This window comes from Nocardia sp. NPDC050717 (genome assembly GCF_040654275.1).
In the GTDB taxonomy this organism is placed as follows: Bacteria; Actinomycetota; Actinomycetes; order Mycobacteriales; family Mycobacteriaceae; genus Nocardia.
Genome location: NZ_JBFAHR010000018.1, coordinates 23507 through 40396 on the forward strand (window position 1 = coordinate 23507; position 16890 = coordinate 40396).

Here is a 16890-nt window from a genome sequence, read left to right on the forward strand (position 1 = left end):
GAGAATGCGCTCCTGTTATGGAATGGGGAATGTTCGGCGGAAATCCAGCAGCGAACGAGACGACCGTACGCGCATCACATTCGATGCCAATTGATGTTTCGGAAATCGGTGATTCGAAACGGGTGAAGAGTGGTAGCCGGCGCGGGGTTGCGACCCCTCGCCGATAGCAACGCGCGCGACACGAAGTGTCCAAGAATCTGGACGCTAGTGTGATCTGTGTTTCCCTACAGTCGACATTGCGCCGCTGGGCATCGGCAAACGTCTGCCTGGCGGACGACCGAATCATCCACATATTCCCGCCCCGCCGGATTCGCCGGCAACTCGACACAGAGGTGAGAAATGACTGCCACCCTCCCCGAAACCGCCGCCGTCGACCGTGACGGTGTGCCGCACTACCGGTTGTTCATCGATGGTGCGTGGGTCGACACCGATACCGTGATTCCGGTGATCGATCCGGCCACCGAAGAGGTTGTGGTCACCGTCGCGCTTGCCGACACCAGCCACGTCGACGCGGCGGTCGCGGCGGCGAAGCGGACGCACGAGTCCGGCGTCTGGCGTAATACCCCGCCAGCCGAGCGGGCCGCCGTGATCGACCGTGTGATCGCCGCACTGAGCGGCGAGATGGAGGCGCTGGCGGTGCTGAGCGCCAGGGAGACCGGCATGCCGGTGCGGCTGGCGGGCGCCATCGGCGTCGGCTTCCCGCTGATGCACCTGGGCCACTACGCGGAACTGACCCGCACCTACGAGTGGGAGCGCCCGGGACCTGTTACCGGGCAGGTGCTTTCGGCGAGCTTCATCCGCAAGGAGCCGGTCGGGGTCTGCGCGGGCATCGTCCCGTGGAACTTCCCCGCGGTCATCGCGGTGTGGAAGTCGATCCCGGCGTTGGCGGCGGGCAACACCGTGGTCCTCAAGACCGACGAGAAGACCCCGATCTTCGCCCTCGAGCTTGCGCAGATGCTGAAGGAAGCCGGGCTGCCCGACGGTGCCCTCAATGTCGTCGTCGGTGACGGCCCGACGGTCGGCGCCCACCTGGTGAAGCATCCCGACGTGCGGCTGGTGTCGTTCACCGGCTCCACCGCCACCGGCCGTCAGGTGATGGCCGACGCCTCGGGCACCGTCAAGCGCGTGCTGCTCGAACTCGGCGGCAAGGGCCCGAACATCGTCCTCGACGACGCCGATCTGGCTGCGGCAGTGGATGGTTCGATCTACGCCTTCCTGCTGCACGCGGGTCAGGCGTGTGAGTCCGGCACCCGGCTGCTGCTGCCCGCCTCGATCCACGACGAGTTCGTCGCCCGTCTGGTCGAGCGGTTGAAGACCCTGAAGATCGGCAGCCCGCTGGATCCGGCCACCGACATCGGCGCGGTGATGAACAAGACCCAGCACGAGCGGATCCTCGGCTACATCGAGAAGGGCAAGGCCGAGGGCGCGACCGTCGTCGCGGGCGGCGGCGTGCCGACCGGGGCGGGTTTCGAGAAGGGCTACTGGGTGGAGCCCACGGTGTTCACCGGTGTCACCAACGACATGACCATCGCCCGCGAGGAGATCTTCGGCCCCGTGCTCTCGGTGCTGAAGTACGACTCCGAGGACGAGGCGATCAAGATCGCCAACGACACCGAGTACGGTTTGGCCGCCGCGGTGTGGAGCCGCGACAACCAGCGCGCGCTCAAGGTGGCCCGCCAGATCGAGGCCGGTTCGGTGTGGATCAACGACTACCACAACATCTCCCAGTACCTGCCCTTCGGCGGATTCAAACAGTCCGGCACCGGTTGTGAGCTCGGGCTCGACGCCTTGAACGAATTCACCCAGGACAAGGGCATCACCATCGATCTGTCCGGTGATGTCAGCCGCCGTGCCTACGGCCTGGTGCTCGGCACCCCGCCCGCGGCCGAGTAGCACGTCCCCACAGAACGAGCTCGGTCGTGACAGTGGAAGAAATGGTGCGGTCGGCGCTCGGTTCCGGCGCCGGGCACCTGCTCATCGACGGTGAGTGGGTGCCCGCCGCGGCGGGTTCGACGTTCGATGTCATCGATCCCGGTACCGAAGAGGTCGTCGGCCGGGTCGCCGAGGCGGGGGTCGCCGATGTCGACGCCGCGGTCGCCGCGGCCCGGCGCGCGTTCGACGAGCAACGTTGGCTGCGTTTGTCGTCGGCGCAGCGCGGTGTGGTGCTGTGGCGGGTGGCCGACCTGCTCGAGGCGAAGTCCGCGGAAATGGCGCGGCTGGACAGCCTCGACGTGGGAATGCCTGTTTCCCAGGCGAAACTGATGGTGGCCGAGGCGATCAACCAGTTCCGCTACTACGCCGGATGGGCGGACAAGATTCAGGGCACGACCGTCGACATCGGGACTGCGGAGCGTCGGCTCCAGGGCGCCACTTACCGTGAACCTGTCGGCGTCGTGGCGATGATCGTGCCGTGGAACGCACCGCTGATCGCCATGTCGATGAAGCTGGCGTCCGCGCTGGCGGCGGGGTGCACGTGTGTACTCAAGCCGTCGGAGGAGGCCCCGCTCTCCGCGCTCGCCCTCGGGCGGATCCTCCTGGAAGCAGGCGTTCCGGCCGGTGTGGTCAACATCGTCACCGGTTTCGGGGCGACGGGCGCGGCGATGGCCGAGCATCCCGGCGTCGACAAGATCAGCTTCACCGGCTCCACCTCGGTAGGTCGCAAGATCGTCGCCGCGGCCACCGGCAACCTGAAGCGCGTGTCGCTGGAACTGGGCGGCAAGTCGCCGGTGATCGTGCTGCCCGATGCCGACATTGCGGCCGCCGCGGCGGGTATCGCGATCGGCGTGTTCTGGAACTCTGGCCAGATCTGCAGCGCGGGCACGCGATTGTTCGCCCACGCCGACATCTACGACGAGCTGGTCGAGGGCATCGCCGAGCAGGGCCGCGCCATGAAGGTCGGCTACGGCACCGACCCGGACGCGCTGCTCGGCCCGCTGATCTCGCAGCGTCAACTCGACCGGGTAGCGGGATACGTCGACGACGGCAGGGCGGCGGGGGCGCGGGTCGTCAGCGGCGGCGAACGCTTGGACGGACGCGGCTTCTACTACGCGCCGACCGTCATCGCCGACGCGACACCGGACATGCGGATCGTCCGCGAGGAGATCTTCGGTCCGGTCCTCGCGGCCATGTCGTTCACCGATCTCGACGCCGCGATCGCCTCGGCCAACGACACCGAATACGGGCTGGCGGGCAGTGTCTGGACGCGCGATGCCGCCCTGGCTCATCGCGTCGCCCGTCGGCTGCGTAGTGGTCGCATCGGTGTGAACATCCACCGTGCCGGTGGCGTCCAGATGCCGGTCGGCGGCTTCAAACAGTCCGGGTGGGGCAGAGAGAACGGCCCCGAGGCGCTTGAGGAATATCTCGAGACCAAATCGGTCGTCACCTTGCTCGACCGCTGACGGCCTCTGTCGCGCGAGCCGGGTCCAACGGCATTGGTGGGCTGGCTCGGCTTGATGTCCGCCGGGTTGCAAGGGGCAGGACGCCGATTGTAGGTGTCGGTCGCCCTTCTCGAACCCGGATGGGCCTCCGGGAACTTTCTCCACGCGCACGGATGGTGTCGTTTCGGCGACCACCACCCGTGTTTGTCGTTGTAGGACAGTTTCAGGCCGAGCTGTCGGTAGACGTGATGCTGGACCATGAGGCTGGGAAGGATCGTTCCTAGGCAGAGTTTGGACCTTCTTCTTCGATCGGAACCGCCCTACCGTCAGTTGTAGCCAGCGGATAGCTGATCGAACGATTAGCTGACAGAACGGGAGAGGAAAGGTCATGGCAGACGACATCAAGACGGTGGCGGTCAAGGGTTGGGCCTGGGACATCGCGACCGACATCTACTTCCCGCCGGGTTTCGACGAGTCCAAGGTTTATCCCACCATCGTCTCCGCGCATCCGACGGGCAGCTGCAAGGCGCAGACGTCGGGCAACATCTACGGCAAGGCGCTGGCTGAGGCGGGCTTCGTGGTGGCGGCCTTCGATGCCAGCTTCCAGGGTGACAGCGGGGGCGACCCGCGCTCTGTCGAGGACCCCGGCTTCCGGACCAGCGACTTCAGCTTCGTGATCGACCACCTGGTCACGCTGCCGTATGTCGATGCCGACAATATCGGTGTGCTCGCGATCTGTGGTGGTGCGGGGTACGCCGTGGCAGCGACCAAGATCGAGCGGCGGATCAAGGCGCTGGGTACCGTGGTCGGGAGCAATGTCGGCCGGTTGATGCGTGAGGGTTTCTCGGAGTACAACCCGATGGGCATGCTCGAGGCCATCGCCGCCCAGCGCACCGCGGAGGCGCGTGGCCAGGCGCAGGTGATCAACGACCTGCTGCCGCCCTCGGTCGAGGCGGCCAAGCAGGCGGGTGTCACCGATATCGACGTGCTAGAGGCCACCGAGTACTACAAGACCGATCGCGGCCAGGCCCCTGGCGGCAAGACCAGCTTCAATTTCGGTCGCCAGGCGGCCCTGGCGGATTGGGATGCCTACGACCGGGTCGAGGTCTTCCTGACCCAGCCGCTGTGTGTCGTGATCGGTGACAAGCCCGGAGCCTTCGCCTCGCAGCGGTTGAGCATGGAGCTCTACGGTCGGGCCGCGTCGAAGGACAAGCAGCTCGTCGTGGTCGAGGGTGCCTCGCACTACGACCTGTACGACCAGCCCGGCCCCACCGGCGAAGCGCTGGCGAGCCTGGTGCCGTTCTTCCACAAGAACCTGGGCTGATCGCCAGCTCGGTACACGAAGCGAGGGCCACCGGAGCGCCGGTGGCCCTCGCTCTGTTCGTGACGTGTGGCGACGGGCTGATCGAGTGTCCGCGGCGCCATCCCGCGAGCCACCTCGCCGCTTCCAGGAGTTCGGCACGGGCGATCGGCACGGATGCGGGGCATCGCGCTCGTACGGGGTGAGGTGTCCCGGGTGGTGATGATGCTGGTGGGGCGCGGCGGGCTCTATGAGGTAGGCGCCGTCGCAGGCGTGCTCGTGCGGGACAGCTGAACGGCCAGTCCGCCGAGGCTCGCCACGAGCAACACCACCACCGACCACGGCGGCAGGTGGTAGGCGACGATCGATACGGTGATCAGCACGGCCGCGCCGACCACGCGGGGCACCCAATCACCGCGCGTCTCACGGAAGAAGTAGAAGGCCTGCGCGAGCAGGTAGACGGCGGGGCCCGTCAGGACGAGTACGCCCGCGATACCGGCGGGCGTGGTGTGCGCGTGACCGAGCAGTGTTTCCGCGCCCGCGGCGAACATCACCAGCCCGGCTACCACTCCGTATATCGCGCTGAGTCCGAGGTGCACGGCGGCGATCGGGTCGGCGGTCCGGGTGATGTGACGGACCACTTGGCGCTCGGCGCGGGCGAAGTACATCTGCCACAGGCACACCAGCGCCAGGAAGCAGCCGAAGGCGAGGGTGAGTACCAGGGCGTCGTCGTGGTGCTCGGTGATGACCCGGCCCAGCGTCAGCACGGTCTCGCCGAGCATGATGATGAGGAACAGCCGCATGCGTTCGACGATGTGTTCGGCGTCGAAGGCCAGTTCGCGCGAGTGGATCCGTCGCCCGGGGATGGGGTGCGCCGCCCAGGTGCCGATCAGGTCGATCGCGGCTGCGGCTGCCCAGAACCACAGGCGGGTCTCGGGTTCGGTCGCCGCGCCGATCAGCCACAGGGGAGTGGAGACCGCGAACCACAGCAGCACCCGCAGAAAGTGCTCACGCAGGGCGCCCGCGGGCGCGGTCACCGCGGCACAGATGCAGGGGCCGATCAGCGCGGCCAGCATCGGCACCACGAACAGCCATGGACTGTCGTCGAACGCGTGCTCGATTCCGGCGTTGGCGAACAGGCCGAACGCCATCACCACCACGGTGATGATCTGGGTGGTCTTGCGTTCGACGTCGAGCATGGTGATCTCGAATGTGGTGAACGTCCAGATACCGACTACCGCGATCAACGCGACCAGCGTCTCGGCCGCGCCCCGCCAACTCAGATGGGACACCAGATGATGCGTGAGCTGGCCCAGTGCCAGCACGAAGACCAGGTCGAAGAACAGTTCCAGCGGCGACACCGCGCGTGCGAGCGGAAGACGCGGTGCGCTCATGGCTTCCTCCGTAGCTGTTCTCCAGCGGTGCCCAGCGAAGTCTCAGCATACCGAGCGGTGCGGTCCGGATCCGCCTGTCGCCACGCCGGTGAGCGCCCGCATCGCGGAACCGGCCACGCTCCGACCGCGTCCTTCAGGAGCGGACGGCCGCGCGGGCGCCGATCTCCCCGGCGCAGTAGTCCACAGCCTTGGCGATGTCGTCGAAACCGAATGTCTCGGTGACCAATTCGTGCAGCAGTAGTGCGCCGCGTTTCGTAGAGCTCGACCACGACGTCGGCACCGCGGCGGCCGGTGAGCGAACACCACACGATTGCTGTCACCGGAGCGCACGGCACAGCGCCGACCCGTAGGCGCGCGGTGCAGCCCGTCATGGCTGAGCATCACTCCCGTGGGCTGCCCGGTGGTTCCCGAGGTGCAAAAGGATGTCGGAGATGTCGTCGGCAGTGCGCAGTCCGTCCGGCGCGGCGCCGGGACACTCCGCGCCGACGCTCGATCAGGCGCGCAGGGCGGTGTATTCGGTGTGATGGTCGCGAATGACCAAGGCCGAGCGCAGGTTCCACAGCCCGGCGGGGTCGGTGGTATCGAAGCCGGTGAGCCGGAAGATCCGCTTGAGCCGGTAGTCCACGCTGTTGGGGTGCAGGTGCAGTCGGCGGGCCGTACGACGCCGGTCGAGGCCGCTCTCCACGTAGGTCCGCAGGGTCTCGATCAGATCGGGGTGGTCCTCGAGTGGGTCGAGCAAGGCCGACAGGGCGTCGCGTCCGGGGCCGGGGCGGGTGAGCTGGTATTCCACCGCGATGTCACTGAAGCGATGCAGACGCTCGGTCATCCCGAGTCGGGTGACGACGTCCAGGGCGGCGTGCACCTGTTCGGCCACCGTCGGCACGTCGGCGGTCGGCGCACACATCATCACCCCGGTCGGGATGTCGCCCTCCGCGGTACGGAGCGTTTCGACGAAGCCGGTGAGGGCGGGGAACTCGCTGAACGTCGTGTCGGGAACGAGGACCGTCGCGCCGGCGGCACCCAGCAGCGCGAGTGCGCTCGGGCCGAATCGTCGGCGCAGCTCCGAATACAGCCGCGCCACAATGGGTTCGGCCAGACTACGCGGCGCGTCGTGTGGTCTGCCGCGGCGTGCGGGCAGATGAACGGCGATGATCGCGTAGGCGTCGGCGACGGCTATCTGGTTGCACTGTCCGAGCACTTTCGACGAATCGCCGCGTAGCAGTGCGGCGGCGACTTCCTGTGCCGCTTGGACGCTGTCGTGGGTCGGGTTGCCCTCCTGCCCGTAGACGCGAGCGACGATCCCGGTGGCCACGCGGACCGTCCGCAGTATCTGCCCGGACCCGGCGGCGAAGGGGGACGCCGCGGGCGCGGCGTCGACGACCAGTTCGATGGCACCGATGACAATCGACAAGGTCGTGTCGAGGTCGATGCCCAACCGGACGCAGGCGGTCACGGCCCGTTCCAGACCTGCCACCGCCTCGCCGTCTTCACTGAGCTTGCCGGCCGAGGCGAAAGATCGGGAGGCCAGGACGAGTAGCTGTTCACGCACCTCGCCGGAAGCGCTGTGTGTGGTGACTGCGGAGTCGACCATCCGGGTGATTGTCTGGTTCACCTCGTGAACTCCCGTCCTGCGCCTCGTCGATCCCGGCATGCTGGAGCTTGCCGGGTGCTCGCCCGAAAGAAGGGGCGACGTTCGGCGAGCCTAAGCCGTGCTCGCGTCGTCGGGTGTCCAGCAATTTGGACACCCTCAACTGGACAAACGCTCAGAATTTTGGCGTCACGCCTGGGGTTGATGTCACATATGAGGCATAATGCATGAAAAGGCGACCGAAAGGACCCCGATGGACACCACCCTGCAGCGTTTGCCTCGCAGCGCGAACAAGCAGCGCCATCAGCTGTCGGAGGATGTCGCGACCTACGTCCGTGAACTGATCATCTCGGGCCGCGCGCGTCCCGGTGAGTTCCTGCGGATCGAACCGATCGCCGAGGCGGTCGGTGTCAGCAACACCCCGGTGCGCGAAGGTCTGCTGCTGCTCAGTGGCGAAGGCTTCGTCGAGTTGGTGCCTCGACGCGGCTTCATGGTGTCGCAGTTCAGCAAGCAGGATGTGCGCGACCTGTTCTGGGCGCAGGCGACGATGGCCGGTGAACTGGCGAGCCGGGCCGCGAAATCGATCTCCCAACGTGAACTGGACCATCTCGCCGACGTTGTCGAAGCGCATGCGAAAGCGGCCGAGAGCGGATCCGACGACGCGCTCGTCACCTACGGTCACGAGTTCCATCGCTCGATCAACCTCGCGGCGGACTCGCGCCGGTTGTCGATGCTGTTGGCGACGGTCGTCAAACAGCTGCCGAATCGCTTCTACATCAGTATCGAGGGACATGGCGAGGACGTGCTGCGGGATCACCCCCTGATCCTCGACGCACTGCAGAAACGGCGCCCCAAGGCCGCCAATACGCTGATGCGCGACCACATCATGTCCAGTGCCGACGAATTGGTCGCCATGCTGGAGAAGCAGGGTCTCTGGGCCGAGGCGGCCCGCAAGTCCACGGCCTGACCACGGTCGGCATCAACGCGGGAAGTCCTCGTTCACCTACGTTGTGCCTGATGAACGGCCTGGTGTATCGATACTGAATATAGTATATATTTTAGTACGTTACATGCGTCACAGTGGTGAGAGGACTTTCAATGACGAAGTCGGTTGCGGCGGGCGTGCTGCCCGTGCACCCCGAGGCGTCCTATATCGATGGCAACTGGGTGCCGGTGTCGTCGTCGGAGACCTTCGAGGTCGTCAACTGCAGCACCGAGGAGGTCGTCACCGCCGTCGGCGCGGCGACCGTCGAAGACGTGGATGCCGCGGTGCGGGCCGCGCGCAAGGCCTTCGACACCGGCCCCTGGCCGTTGATGTCGCCGACCGAGCGCGCCGGGTACCTGCGTGCGATCGCCGCCGAATTGACCAGGCGTGGTGACGATTTCGCCCGGCTGTGGTCGATCGAATCGGGCATCGTGTATTCGCTGGCCAAGACCAGGCTTCCGCTGTTCCTGTCCGGGGCGTTCAACGCCTATGCCGGGCTGGCCGAAACGTTCCCGTTCCGGGAGTCGCACACACCCGCCGCCGGAGGCGCCGGGCTGCTGGTGCGCGAACCGGTCGGCGTGGTCGCGGCCATCGTCCCCTGGAACGGCCCCGCGGGCCTGATGGCCTACAAGTGCGCGCCGGCTCTGCTGGCTGGTTGCTCGATCGTGCTGAAGCCCCCGCAGGAGGCACCGACCTCGGCGTATCTGTTCGCCGAGATCTGCGACAAGGTCGGGTTGCCGCCGGGGGTGGTGAATGTGGTGACCGCCGACCGGCAGGTGTCGGAAACACTCGTCCGCCACGCCGGCGTCGACAAGGTGACCTTCACCGGATCCACCGTGGCCGGTCGCACGATCGGCGCCATCTGTGCCGATCGGATGGCGCGCTGCACCCTCGAACTCGGCGGTAAGTCGCCCGCTCTCGTGCTCGACGACTACGACATCGGCACGGCGGCGAAGGTCCTCGCCGGTGGCATCAGCTACCTGGCGGGCCAGGTCTGCCACAGCCTGACGCGCGTCATCGTCTCCGAGAAGCGCCACGACGAACTCGCCGACGCGCTCGGCGCCGCGATGAGCGCCGTCCGCGTGGGTGACCCGTTCGACGAGAGCGTGACCATGGGGCCGCTCGCCTCCGCTCGGCAACGCGACCGCGTCGAAAGCTACATCGCCGCGGGCAAGGCCGACGGCGCGCGCCTGGTGACCGGCGGTGGCCGACCGGCCGGCCACCACCGGGGATTCTTCCTCGAGCCGACCGTTTTCGCCGGTGTGGACAACCGCTCGGTGCTAGCGACCGAGGAGATCTTCGGCCCGGTCCTGGCGGTGATCGCGGCGAAGGACGAGGACGACGCCGTGGCGCTGGCCAACGACAACCCGTACGGTCTCAACGCCTCGGTCTTCACCAACGACACCGACCGCGCCTATCGCGTGGCGCGCAAACTACGCACCGGCACGGTCGGTCAGAACGGTCCGCGTACCGATTTCTCGATCGCCTTCGGGGGTTTCAAGTTGTCGGGCGTCGGTCGCGAAGGCGGTTCGGAAGGTCTGCTGCCTTTCCTGGAAACCAAAACGTTGGTACTCGAGAACGAACCGACCGATATTCCCGGTCTCGGCAACTGATCCTTCTGTCCCGCACCGATATTTCACCGGCAAGGTCCCGTCTACTTCGGTCGGCGGGACCTTTGTGCTGCTCGGCGATATCCGGAACGGCGATCTCGGAAGATTATGTGCTGTCCATATTCTTGGACATTGCGTGCACGGAAAGCCGCCTACCGTTTGTCGGGAAAGGGTGACATACGGACACTGTCGCCCGGTTCGTTCCCGCGCAGATCGCGCATGTCTATTCGACCGGGGAGCAGCGGTGCTCGTCGGTCGGTCGGAGGTAGCATCCATGTTCTCCACCCAGCGTATTCGCCCCCGGCGCGCGGCCGCCGGCCTCGCTGTGTCGCTCGCACTCGCCTCGGGAAGCTGGCTGAATTCCTCGGTCGCCCTGGCGGATCCCGGGACCAGGTTCCTGGTGATCGGCGGCACGGCGTCACCGAGTATCAGTGTGCTCGGCCTCGACGATGCGGGCAGGTTGTCGGCAGTGCCCGGCTCACCGTTCGCGGCGGGGACCGGTTCGCTCGCGGTGACGGTCACGCCGGACGGCCGCTACGTCTATTCGACGAATACGGTGTCGGGCACCGTGAACGGATTCCGCCTCGGCGGCGACGGCGTTCTCACCCCGATACCCGAGGCGAACCTCGAACTGGGCGCTCCCGGTGTCGGCGCCGTGGTCGCGCCCGACGGAAAGCGGCTGTATGTGACGAGCGGTTCGGTGACCAACGAAATCCGCACCTATTCGATCACCGCCACCGGCGGGCTGGTGTTCACCGGTGCGGTTCAGGTGCCCGGAGTGAGTGCGCTCAATCAGATGGCGGTCTCGCCGGATGGTCGTTTCGTATTCGCTGTCGGCTGGCTGCAGGCGACGACCTTCAGTTTCGCCGTGGGGCCCGACGGCGGGCTGGCCCTCGTCGACTCCGTCCCGGCGGGTCTGATGTCGACCCTGCCCGGTGTGACGCCCGACGGCCGGTTCATCTATGTCAGCAATGAGGCCAGCGGCAGTATTTCGGGCTATGCGATCGGTGCCGACGGAAAGCTGAGCCCCGTGCCGGGCTCACCCTTCAGTACCGGGCTGATGTCGTTGCCGCACGCCGCGCAGTTCACCGCCGACAGCCGCCGGATGTACATCGCCGAGGCGATGGCCGGAAAGATCGGTGGGTACGAGATCGCGGAGAACGGATCGTTGAGCCCGCTGCCCGGGGCGCCGTATTCGGCACCGGCGGGCACGCTGCCGGGCCGTGTGGTGGTCGACTCGGAATCGCAGCGGGTCTTCCTCGTCGACACGCTCACCACCGGTGTCACCGCGCGCGTGCATCCGTACACGATGGCGCCCGACGGGCGGCTCACCCCGACGGGGGAGCAGTCCGTCGACACCGGGCTGATCTTCGCCGACGGCGCCAACGCGGTAGTGGCGGTGCAGTGATGATATTACATATATTATATTGAGAAGACTCGCTCAGTAGTTGCCAAGGAGGCACACGATGAAACCGTACCGCTCGATGCTCTTCGTCCCCGGTCACAAGGGTTCCTGGGCCGACAAGGGTGTCGCCTCCGGCGCCGATGCGCTGATCCTCGACCTCGAGGACTCGGTACCCGCAGCGGACAAGGTCGAGGCGCGCGGGACGGTCGCGGCGACGATCGACCGCCTCACGGCCGAAGGCGTGCGTCCCGACCTGTGGGTGCGGGCCAACCCGGAGGTGAGCGGGCTGCTCGGCGGTGACCTGGAAGCCATCGTGCGGCCGGGCCTGGCCGGACTGTTCCTGGCGAAGGTGTTCACCGCCGACGAGATCGTGCGCCTGGACGCGGTGCTGAGCCACATCGAGCAGCGTGAGGGCATCGAGGTCGGAACGGTGCAACTGATCGTGTCGTTCGAGACCGCGGTGTCGATGGCGCACTGTGAGGACATTGCGGGCGCGAGCCCCCGGGTGGCCTCGCTGCTGGGCGCCACCGGCCCCAATGCCGATGTGGGCCGTGAACTCGGCTTCGAGTTCACCCCCGCGGGCCTGGAGACGCTGTACCTGCGCAGCCGGATCATCCTGGCGGCCAAGGCGAACGGGCTGCACCACCCCGTGACCGGTGTGTGGCAGGACATCAAGGACCTCGAGGGCGCACGGCGCTTCTGCCTGGACAACCGGCAGCTCGGCTACCGCGGGCTGGTGGCGATCCACCCCTCGCACGTGGCGATCGCCAACGAGGTGTTCTCGCCGTCGCCGGAAACCGTCGACTACTGCAGGCGCATGATCGCGGCCTTCCACGAAGCCGAGGCCGTAGGCAGCGCGGCGGTCGACTTCGAAGGCCAGCACATCGATCTCGCCCATGTGAAGACGGCGGAGGGTGTCATCGCCCTGGCCGACGCCGTGGCGGCCAACGCGTAACGGGCAGACGAAAGCGGGGGTGGCGCAGCCACCCCCGCTTTTTCGTGCGGCCGATCAGCTCACGATCAGCAGGACCGTCTCCGCGACACAGGCCGGTTTGGCCTCGCCGCCGTCGAGTACGTACTTCGCCGTCACGACGGCACCGGCGGCGGTCTCGGCGACATCGGTGATCGTGACCGTGGCTCGCAGGTTCGATCCGGCCCGCAGCGGAGCGGGGAAGCGAACCTTGTTGACGCCGTAGTTCACCCGCGCCGAGCCGAAGGTGAATTCCAGCAGTTCCGGCCGGAAGTGCGAGATCAGCGACAGTGTGAGATACCCGTGGGCGATGGTGGTGCCGTAGGGCCCGGCGGCGGCGCGCTCCGGGTCGACATGAATCCACTGCTCGTCGTCGGTGACGGCGGCGAACGCGGCGATCCGCGCCTGGTCGACGAGGAACGGTTCACTCGGGCCGATGGGTTCGCCCACCGCGGCGCGGACCTCGTCGAGGGTGGTGAAAACGCGGGTCACGATGTCTCCTGGCTACTCGGTGGTGAGGTCGACGGTGGCGTTGGGCCCGGCGGATTCCCCACCGGGACCGAACAATTCGAGTGCGACACCGTCGGGTACCGCGGTGGCGAGCAGGCGAGCGGGCTGCCCGCAGAACAGCGGCGCCCGGCCGCGATGACGCAGCTCGCGTATCGGCGCCCCACCCATCAGACGATGGACTTCGGCCAGTGCGATCGCCTGCAAGGGACCGTGGACGACCAGCCCCGGATACCCCTCCACACCGGTGGCGTACGGCCAGTCGTAGTGGATGCGGTGCGCGTTCGCGGTCGCCGCGGAGAACCGGGCCAACAGCGCGGGATCGGTGCGCAGCTCCCACGCGTCGTCCGCGACGCGGCGCAGTGGGGGACCGGGCAGGGTGTCCTCGGCGGACGGCAGTTCCGCGGCGCGGTTCGGTGTGGGCGCTGCCTCCCGATAGATCAGGTTCTGCGATTCCTCGATCGCGAGTTTCCCCGTGTCGTCGAACAACCGGATCTGCACATCGACAACGACCAGGGCCCCGGAGCGCCCGTTCTTCTCGGTCACCGATACCACTTCGGTCTCACGGCGAACCGTGCTGCCGACGAGAAGTGGTGCGTGGAAGCGGATCTCGCCACCGGCGAACATGCGTCGCGGCAGTTCCACCGGGGGCAGGAACGAACCGCGCCGCGGGTGTCCGTCGGGGCCGAGCTCGCCGGAGGCGGCCCAGCGGGGCAGGGCTACCCAGTGCCACAGCGGTGGCAGGGTATCGCCGGGGCCAGGAACGGGGAGACCGTCGTCGAGTAGAGCGGCCAGCGCTGCCACCGGCGCGGGATCGAGGAGCTCGGTGGAGGTCTCGAGGTGGGGTTGCCAGGTGCTCACATGAACCGCCCGCCGGTCACCTCGAGCACCGTGCCCGTCATATACGAGGACATGTCGGAGGCGAGAAACAGTGCCACCGCGGCGATCTCGTCGATCTCGCCGGCGCGGCCGAGCGGGATCTCTGCCATCTTCTGATCCCACACCTTCTGCGGCATGGCCTCGGTCATGGCGGTGCGGATCAGGCCGGGCTGGATGGCGTTGACCCGCACACCCAGGTGCGCGAGCTCTTTCGCGGCGGCCTTCGACAGGCCGACGATGCCCGCCTTGGCCGCGGAGTAGTTGGTCTGCCCGGGCAGGCCGATTTTGCCCGACAGCGACGACATGTTGACGATGGCGCCGCTGCCGCGTTCGCGCATCACCGCGCCGGCCAGCCGGGTGCCGTTCCAGGTGCCCTTGAGATGGACGGCGATGACCTGGTCGAACTGGTCCTCGGTCATCTTGCGCATGGTCGCGTCGCGGGTGATGCCCGCGTTGTTGACCATCACGTCGACGGGGGAGAAGGATTCGGCAGCGGCGTCGATCAGGGCTTGGACCTCGTCGGCGACGGTGACATCGCAGCGCACCCCGCGGGCGACGGTCGAGCCGCCGAGCTTGTCGGCGGCGGCTTGGGCGGAGGTCCCGTCGATGTCACCGATGACCACACGCGCGCCCTCGGCGACGAAGCGTTCGGCGATGGCGTAGCCGATGCCCTGGGCGGCGCCGGTGATGACGGCGGTCTTGTCGGCCAGAAGTGGTCCGGTCATGACTGTTCCTCACTGTCGGTGGTGGCGTCGAGCTGCGCCAGAATGCGGCGGGCACGGTCGAGCACGGGCTTGTCGACCATGGCACCGTCCACCACGACCACACCGGAGGTGTCGGTGATCGCGGCGAAGATCCTTCGTGCCCAGGCCTGTTCGGCGTCGGTTGGGCGAAACGCGGTCGCTACCGGGTGGAGCTGACGTGGGTGGATGCAGAGTTTGCCGGTGAAGCCGAGCCGCTTGCTGTAGCGGGCGTCGTCCTCGACGAGGTCGGTGTCGTCGACGGCGCCGGTGACGCCATCGATCGGGCCCGGCAACCCGGCGGCGGCGGCAGCGAGCACCAAGGCGTGCCTGGCTCCGGCGAGTGCCTCGCGGTCGGTGGGGTCGACTCCTAGTTCGGCCGCCAGATCGAAGGTGCCGACCGCGAGCCGGTCCACGCCCGGCGTGGCTGCGACGGCCGCGGAACGCAGGACGCCCGCCGCCGTTTCGATCAACGCGATGAGCAATGGTTGGCTGCCGGCGGCTTTCGGGCGGTAAGGGGCACTCGCTCGCGCTTCGGTGAGGGCATCGATGACACCCTCGACATTCCCGATGTCGGCTTTGGGTAGCACGACCGCGCAGCGCAACGGTGCCAGCGCGGCGAGATCGTCTGCATGCCAGTCGGTTCCGGCCGCGTTGATACGCACCGCGCACTCGTTGCCGGCCGCGATCCAGGCGACGGCGTGTTCGCGGGCGGCTGCCTTGGCATCAGGTGCCACGGCGTCTTCGAGGTCGAGGACGACCAGACCCGGATTCGCCGCGGCGGCCTTGGCGAAGCGTTCGGGACGGTCGGCCGGGACGAACAGCAGGGTCGACGCGACGCGGATCCGGGTCGCCAGCTCCGTCGTGGTGCTGGTGCTCACGCGCGCTTCTTCGCTTCGCGCACGAGCCCGCCGCCGATGATCAGGCGCTGGATCTCGCTGGTTCCCTCGTACAGGCGCAGCAGGCGGACATCGCGGTAGATGTGCTCGACGGTCACTTCGCGCATGTACCCGCTGCCGCCGTGGATCTGCACCGCGTTGTCGGCGACCCGGCCGACCATCTCGGTGCAGAACAGCTTGGCCACCGAGGGGGAGATGCGCCGGTCCTCGCCCGAGACGTACTTGGCCGCGGCGTCGCGCACGAGCGCGCGCCCGGCCATCACCCCGGTCTGCATGTCGGCGATCATCGCCTGCACCAGCTGGAAGTCGCCGATGGGCGTACCGCCCTGGGTGACCGTGGCGGCGTAGGCGACGGATTCGTCGAGTGCGCGCTGGGCGGTACCGACCGACAGCGCGGCGATGTGCACCCGACCCCGCGAAAGGGAGGCCATCGCGGCCTTGTAGCCGACATCCTCGGAGCCACCGACCAGCGCATCGGCGGGCACTCGGACATCGGTGAACGTGACGTCGGCGGTCCAGGCGCCTTCCTGGCCCATCTTCGCGTCCTTGGGGCCGACGATGACGCCCGGAGTGTCGGCCGGAACCAGGAACACCGCGATACCGGGCCCGTCCGGGCCGGGCTCGGCGGTGCGTGCGAAGGTGACGAACAGATCGGCCAGCGGTGCGTTGGTGATGAACCGCTTCTGGCCGTCGATCACCCAGTCGTCACCGTCGCGGCGGGCACGGGTCCGCAGTCCGGCGGGGTTGGAACCCGCACCGGGCTCGGTCAGCGCGAACGAGGCCAGCACCTCGCCCGCAGCGATCCGTTCGAGCCACTGCTTCTTCTGTTCGTCGGTGCCGTAGTTGACCAGTACCTGACCGGCGATGCCGTTGTTGGTGCCGAACAGCGACCGCAGCGACAGCGAGGTGTAGCCGAACTCCATGGCCAGCTCGACATCCTGGGTGAGGTCGACACCGAGGCCGCCCCACTGCTGGGGGATGGCGTACCCGAACAGGCCCATCTCGGCGGCGGCCTGGCGAATGTCGTCGGGGATCGCGTTGGTCTCCAGGATCTCCTGCTCGCGCGGGACCACCTTGGTACGGATGAACGTACGGACGTGAGCCAGGATCGGCTCGAAGTCCTCGGCACTGAGTTCGGACACTCTCGGCTCCTCTGTGGTTGAGTCTGATACTAGATATAATATACAATGATATAATATACGATGAGCCGAACGGTGAGGTAGCATCCGTTCGACA

The 16890-nt window shown here is 67.3% G+C and carries 14 protein-coding genes; 7 read left to right on the top strand and 7 right to left on the bottom strand.

Going from position 1 to position 16890, the window contains the following annotated elements; translation table 11 throughout:
* Nucleotides 1–339: 339 nt before the first annotated feature.
* From AB0H56_RS27650 to AB0H56_RS27660, 3 genes are all read left to right on the top strand, one after another.
* Nucleotides 340–1893, top strand: coding sequence for an aldehyde dehydrogenase family protein (locus AB0H56_RS27650; RefSeq protein WP_357168554.1), 1554 nt, complete (start codon nucleotides 340–342; stop codon nucleotides 1891–1893).
* Nucleotides 1894–1919: 26 nt separating this feature from the next.
* A complete protein-coding gene (locus AB0H56_RS27655; RefSeq protein ID WP_357168556.1) occupies nucleotides 1920–3398 on the top strand; it encodes an aldehyde dehydrogenase family protein in 1479 nt (492 codons plus the stop codon).
* A 367-nt stretch (nucleotides 3399–3765) separates the two neighbouring features.
* Entirely contained in the window at nucleotides 3766–4701 is a 936-nt protein-coding gene (locus AB0H56_RS27660; protein ID WP_357168558.1) for an alpha/beta hydrolase, read from the top strand.
* 224 nt (nucleotides 4702–4925) lie between these two features.
* On the opposite strand, the gene AB0H56_RS27665 is transcribed toward AB0H56_RS27660, so the two are convergent.
* Together AB0H56_RS27665 and AB0H56_RS27670 are read right to left on the bottom strand one after the other, a co-directional pair.
* Nucleotides 4926–6071, bottom strand: coding sequence for a low temperature requirement protein A (locus AB0H56_RS27665; protein ID WP_357168560.1), 1146 nt, complete (start codon nucleotides 6069–6071; stop codon nucleotides 4926–4928).
* A gap of 493 nt (nucleotides 6072–6564) precedes the next feature.
* Nucleotides 6565–7662: a helix-turn-helix domain-containing protein gene (locus tag AB0H56_RS27670; RefSeq protein WP_357168562.1), complete on the bottom strand. Its 1098-nt coding sequence runs from the start codon at nucleotides 7660–7662 to the stop codon at nucleotides 6565–6567.
* A gap of 250 nt (nucleotides 7663–7912) precedes the next feature.
* On the opposite strand from AB0H56_RS27670, the gene AB0H56_RS27675 reads away from it, so the two are divergent.
* From AB0H56_RS27675 to AB0H56_RS27690, 4 genes are all read left to right on the top strand, one after another.
* Nucleotides 7913–8626, top strand: a complete 714-nt coding sequence (locus AB0H56_RS27675) for a GntR family transcriptional regulator (protein WP_357168564.1) — start codon at nucleotides 7913–7915, stop codon at nucleotides 8624–8626.
* Nucleotides 8627–8757: 131 nt separating this feature from the next.
* Nucleotides 8758–10257, top strand: coding sequence for an aldehyde dehydrogenase (locus AB0H56_RS27680; protein ID WP_357168566.1), 1500 nt, complete (start codon nucleotides 8758–8760; stop codon nucleotides 10255–10257).
* 169 nt (nucleotides 10258–10426) lie between these two features.
* Nucleotides 10427–11662 (top strand): beta-propeller fold lactonase family protein, encoded by a 1236-nt coding sequence (locus AB0H56_RS27685; protein WP_357168568.1) that lies wholly within the window; start codon nucleotides 10427–10429, stop codon nucleotides 11660–11662.
* A 58-nt stretch (nucleotides 11663–11720) separates the two neighbouring features.
* A complete protein-coding gene (locus tag AB0H56_RS27690) occupies nucleotides 11721–12614 on the top strand; it encodes a CoA ester lyase (protein ID WP_357168570.1) in 894 nt (297 codons plus the stop codon).
* A gap of 54 nt (nucleotides 12615–12668) precedes the next feature.
* Here AB0H56_RS27690 and AB0H56_RS27695 read toward each other — a convergent pair whose 3' ends face one another.
* From AB0H56_RS27695 to AB0H56_RS27715, 5 genes are read right to left on the bottom strand one after another with little or no spacing between them, the layout of a single operon-like run.
* Nucleotides 12669–13121 carry a MaoC family dehydratase gene (locus AB0H56_RS27695; RefSeq protein ID WP_357168572.1) on the bottom strand — a complete coding sequence of 151 codons (453 nt, stop codon included), beginning with the start codon at nucleotides 13119–13121 and terminating at the stop codon, nucleotides 12669–12671.
* Nucleotides 13122–13133: 12 nt separating this feature from the next.
* A complete protein-coding gene (locus AB0H56_RS27700) occupies nucleotides 13134–13997 on the bottom strand; it encodes a MaoC family dehydratase N-terminal domain-containing protein (RefSeq protein WP_357168574.1) in 864 nt (287 codons plus the stop codon).
* Complete coding sequence (fabG, locus tag AB0H56_RS27705; protein ID WP_357168576.1) at nucleotides 13994–14740, bottom strand: 3-oxoacyl-ACP reductase FabG; 747 nt, start codon at nucleotides 14738–14740, stop codon at nucleotides 13994–13996. Before fabG ends, AB0H56_RS27700 begins: the two co-directional genes overlap by 4 nt.
* Nucleotides 14737–15636 carry a CoA ester lyase gene (locus tag AB0H56_RS27710; RefSeq protein ID WP_357168578.1) on the bottom strand — a complete coding sequence of 300 codons (900 nt, stop codon included), beginning with the start codon at nucleotides 15634–15636 and terminating at the stop codon, nucleotides 14737–14739. The genes fabG and AB0H56_RS27710 overlap by 4 nt, the downstream gene beginning before the upstream one ends.
* Nucleotides 15633–16796: an acyl-CoA dehydrogenase family protein gene (locus tag AB0H56_RS27715; RefSeq protein ID WP_357168580.1), complete on the bottom strand. Its 1164-nt coding sequence runs from the start codon at nucleotides 16794–16796 to the stop codon at nucleotides 15633–15635. The genes AB0H56_RS27710 and AB0H56_RS27715 overlap by 4 nt, the downstream gene beginning before the upstream one ends.
* Nucleotides 16797–16890: the final 94 nt, after the last annotated feature.